This window comes from Planomonospora algeriensis, from assembly GCF_977012225.1.
On the sequence record NZ_CDRNDK010000503.1, the window covers coordinates 1 to 4,212 of the forward strand.

At 73.8% G+C, this 4,212-nt stretch carries 3 protein-coding genes and 1 pseudogene; 1 reads left to right on the plus strand and 3 read right to left on the minus strand.

The window, feature by feature from the left end:
- Window positions 1-48: 48 nt before the first annotated feature.
- The 3 genes and pseudogenes from ACWJ6R_RS31200 to ACWJ6R_RS31210 form a co-directional block, all read right to left on the minus strand.
- A complete protein-coding gene (locus ACWJ6R_RS31200) occupies window positions 49-849 on the minus strand; it encodes an ABC transporter ATP-binding protein (RefSeq protein ID WP_449065659.1) in 801 nt (266 codons plus the stop codon).
- Window positions 846-1,894, minus strand: a pseudogene (locus ACWJ6R_RS31205) (FecCD family ABC transporter permease). The gene ACWJ6R_RS31200 and the pseudogene ACWJ6R_RS31205 overlap by 4 nt, the downstream one beginning before the upstream one ends.
- The gene (locus tag ACWJ6R_RS31210) at window positions 1,891-2,946 is read right to left on the minus strand and encodes a FecCD family ABC transporter permease (protein ID WP_449065660.1); all 1,056 of its coding nucleotides are present in this window, start codon (window positions 2,944-2,946) and stop codon (window positions 1,891-1,893) included. The pseudogene ACWJ6R_RS31205 and the gene ACWJ6R_RS31210 overlap by 4 nt, the downstream one beginning before the upstream one ends.
- Before the next feature lie 230 nt (window positions 2,947-3,176).
- Here ACWJ6R_RS31210 and ACWJ6R_RS31215 point away from each other — a divergent pair, with 230 nt between their 5' ends.
- Window positions 3,177-4,058, plus strand: a complete 882-nt coding sequence (locus ACWJ6R_RS31215) for an ABC transporter substrate-binding protein (protein ID WP_449065661.1) — start codon at window positions 3,177-3,179, stop codon at window positions 4,056-4,058.
- The last annotated feature ends 154 nt before the right edge of the window (window positions 4,059-4,212 follow it).

Genomic DNA, 4,212 nt, shown 5'->3' on the forward strand with positions numbered 1-4,212 from the left:
GCCGGTGACCGCGTGTCCCGGCCGGTGGCCGCGGGTCCGGGTCCCGGCTCAGGCCGGGGCGCCGGTGCGGGCGCGGCGGCGGGCCTCCGGGACGATCAGCGGGGTGCCGCTCTGCGGATCGGTGATGATCTCGCAGCGCAGGTCGTAGACGTCGCGGACCAGTTCGGCGGTGACGATCTCCGCGGGGTCGCCCTCGGCCACGATCCGGCCCTCGCGCATCACGATCAGGTGGGTGGCGTAGCGGCAGGCCTGGTTGAGGTCGTGCAGCACCGCGACCAGGGTGCGGCCCTGCTCGTGCAGATCGGCGCAGAGGTCGAGGACCTCGATCTGGTGGGCGATGTCGAGGAAGGTCGTCGGCTCGTCCAGCAGCAGGATCGACGTCTCCTGGGCCAGCGCCATGGCCAGCCAGACGCGCTGGCGCTGGCCGCCGGAGAGCTCGTCCACGCACCGGTCGGCCAGGTCGGCCACGCCGGTCGCCTCCATGGCCGAGCCCACCGCGGCCTCGTCCTGCTTCGACCACTGCCGCATCAGCCGCTGGTGCGGGTAGCGGCCCCGGCCGACCAGGTCGGCGACGGTGATGCCGTCGGGCACGACCGAGCTCTGCGGCAGCAGGCCGAGCCGGCGGGCGACCTCCTTGGACGGCAGCGAGGTGATCAGGGAGCCGTCGAGGCGGACCGTCCCGGCGCGGGGCTTGAGCATGCGGGCCAGCGCCCGCAGCGTCGTGGACTTGCCGCACGCGTTCGGCCCGATGATCACGGTGAAGGAGCCGTCCGGGATCGTCACGTCCAGGCCGGCGGCGACCACGCGGCTGTCGTAGGAGAGCGTCAGTCCGGTGCCCTGCAGTCTCAACGTCGTTCCTTCCGGAGCATGTACACCAGGTACGTGCCGCCGATCGCGGCGGTCATGATCCCCACGGGCAGCTGGACCGGGGCCAGCAGGCGCTGCGCGGCGAGGTCGGCGGTCACCAGCAGGACCGCGCCCATCAGCGCGGAGGAGAGCAGGGTGACGCCGGGGGAGCGGGTGAGCCGCCGGGCGAGCTGCGGGGCGGCCATCGCGACGAAGACCACCGGGCCGGTGGCGGCGGTGGCGACCCCGCACAGCAGCACGCCCACGGTGACCGCGGCCGCGCGCACGGCTCGACCCGGATGCCGACGGCCTTGGCCGAGTCGTCGCCCATCTCCATCATCCGCAGCGGGCGGGAGACCAGGGCGCAGACCGGGAGCAGCAGCGCCAGCGCGCAGGCGACCGGGACGGCGTGCTCCCAGCCGCGCCCGCCCAGGCTGCCGGTGAGCCAGGCCCCCGCGGTGGCGGCGTCGTTGATGTTGGCCCGGGTCAGCAGGTACCAGTCGGCGGAGGTGAGCAGCGCGCTGACCCCGATGCCGACCAGGATCAGCCGGTGGGCCTGCACGCCGTTGCGGAAGGAGAGCGCGTAGACCAGTAGCGCGCAGGCCACGCAGCCGAGCAGCGAGCCGCCCGCGATCTGCCAGGCCGAGCCGCCCAGGACGACCGCGACGATGCCGCCGGTCGCCGCGCCCGCGGTGAAGCCGATGAAGTCGGGGCTGCCGAGCGGGTTGCGGGTGATGCTCTGGAAGATCGCCCCGCTCAGCCCGAACGCCGCGCCGACCAGCAGGCCGGTCACGACCCGGGGCGCGCGCAGCTTCCAGACGATGAGCTCGGCGGCCGGGGTGCCCTGGCCGAAGAGCGAGCCCACGATGTCGGGGATGGGCACGGTGAACTCGCCGGTCGACAGGGCGACCAGGCCGACGGCGGCGCCCGCGGCGACGAGCAGGAGGCAGATGGCGAGGCCGCGCGGCGACAGGCGCAGCGACCAGGAGGCGAGGCGCAGGACGGTCATGGCGCGACGGGCTCCGAGAGGGGGTGAGGTGGTCGTCATAGGGCGGCGAGCCTCCGGCGCCGGGCGAGCAGGATGAAGACCGGCGCCCCGACGACGGCCCACATGAGGCCGACCTGGATCTCGGCCGGGGACACGACGATCCGGCCGAGGACGTCGGCGCCGAGCAGGATCACCGGGGTGAACACGGCGGTGTACGGCAGCAGCCAGCGCTGGTCGGAGCCGGTGAGCAGGCGCACGCCGTGCGGCACGACCAGCCCGACGAACCAGAGCGGCCCGGCCGCCGCGGTCGCCGACCCGCAGAGCAGGGTGACGGCGAGGGCGGTCAGCGCGCGGGTGCGGCCGATGCCCAGGCCCAGGGCGCGTCCGGCCTCGTCGCCGAGCGCCAGGGCGTTGAGCGGTCCCGCCAGCGCCAGGCCCAGGACCAGCCCGGCGACCAGGAACGGCGCGAGCCGCACGGCGTCGTCGGGGGTCGGCCCGGCCAGGGAGCCGGTCAGCCAGAACCGCATCCGGTCGAAGGTGGCGCTGTCGATCCGCAGGATCGCCGAGGACGCGGCGCCGAAGACCATGCCCAGGGCCACGCCCGCCAGTGCCAGCCGTACCGGGGTGGAGCCGGCGCGGCCCGCCGAGCCCAGCGCGTAGACCAGCACGGCGGCCGCGGCCGCCCCGGCGAAGGCGAACCAGACGTAGAGGGCGGGGTCGGAGATCCCCAGCAGGCCGAGGGCGGCGGCGACACCGAGGGCGGCGCCGCTGTTGACGCCGAGCAGGCCGGGATCGGCCAGCGGGTTGCGGGTCAGGCCCTGCATGAGCGCCCCGGCCAGGCCGAGGGCCGCGCCGACGCCGAGGCCGAGGAAGGTGCGCGGCACGCGCAGCTCCCGGATCACGGTGTGGTCGGCCGAGCCGTCCGGGGCGGTCAGCGCGTCGACGACCGTGGAGAGCGGGACGGAGCGGGAGCCCACCGCGATGCTGACCGCCGTCAGCAGCACCAGCACCCCGACTCCGGCCAGCAGCCCCGCGGTCAGCAGGGCGGAGCGCCGCGCCTGCCTGGCCCGTGCGTCGCCCGAGGCGACCGTGACCACATCGGCCGTGCTCACCCGGCCCCCTTTCGCGTCCTTGCTTAGGCAAGGCTAATCTAATCCGGAAGTAATAAGGCGAGCCTATCCTTTGGAGAGGGAAAAATGTCCCTGCCTGTCCTGTCCCGGCGAGGCGTCCTGGCCGTCGGCCTCGGTGCAGCCCTGTTCGCCCTCGCCGCCTGCGGAGGCCAGGCGGAGACCACCTCTCCCGCCGCGGGCGCCGCGTCCCCCGCCGCGGCGGAGGCCGGTCCGTGGACCTTCACCGACGACCGCGGCAAGAAGATCGACCTGCCCAAGCGCCCGGCCCGGTCGTCGCCCAGGTCGGCGCCGCCGCCGCGCTCTGGGACTTCGGCGTCCGGCCCATCGCGGTCTTCGGCCCGCACAAGCTGAAGGACGGCAGCAAGGACCCCCAGGTCGGCCCCGTCGACATCACCAAGGTCGAGTCGCTCGGCAACGTCTGGGACGAGTTCAACGTCGAGAAGTACATCTCGCTCCAGCCCGAACTGCTCGTCAGCGGCATGTACACCTCCGACAAGGACACGCTCTGGTACGTCCCGGAGAAGTCCGCCGCCACCATCGAGCAGGTCGCCCCCACGCTCGGCGTGCGGCTGGTCGGCAAGACCCTGCCCGAGGTGATCGGCCGGTACGGCGAGGTGGCCGCCGCGCTCGGCGCCGACCTGAACGCCCCCGACGTGACGGCGGCCAAGGCCAGGTTCGAGGCGGCGGGCAAGGCGCTGGCCACGCCCGAGGCGAAGAAGCTGAAGATCATGGTCATGGCGGGCGGCCCCGACTCGCTGTGGATCGCCAACCCGCAGGACCACGTGGACGTGCGCCACTTCAAGGAGCTGGGCCTGGACGTCGTCGTGCCGGAGAAGACCGACGAGGCGGGCTTCTGGCAGACGCTGAGCTGGGAGAACGCCGACACCTACGAGGCGGACGTGATCCTCGTCGACGCCCGCACCCAGTCGATGAAGGTCGAGGAGATGATGAAGAAGCCGACCTTCGCGAAGCTCCCCGCGGTCAAGGCCGGCCAGGTCTACCCCTGGCACGCCGAGGAGCGCTACAGCTACCAGGGCTACGCGTCGGTGCTGGAGGAGCTCGCCGCGAACCTCGCCAAGGCGAAGCAGCTCTGACACCGGGAACCCCGCCAAGACGGAGCGGTTCTGACACCGGCCGGGGCGGAGCGGCCCCGGTCACCCGACCGGGCGCGGAAGACCCGACCGGCGGCGCCGGACCCGCGCGGTCGGGGCTCTCAGCGTAGGCGCCCGGAGCCTCGACGATGTCGGA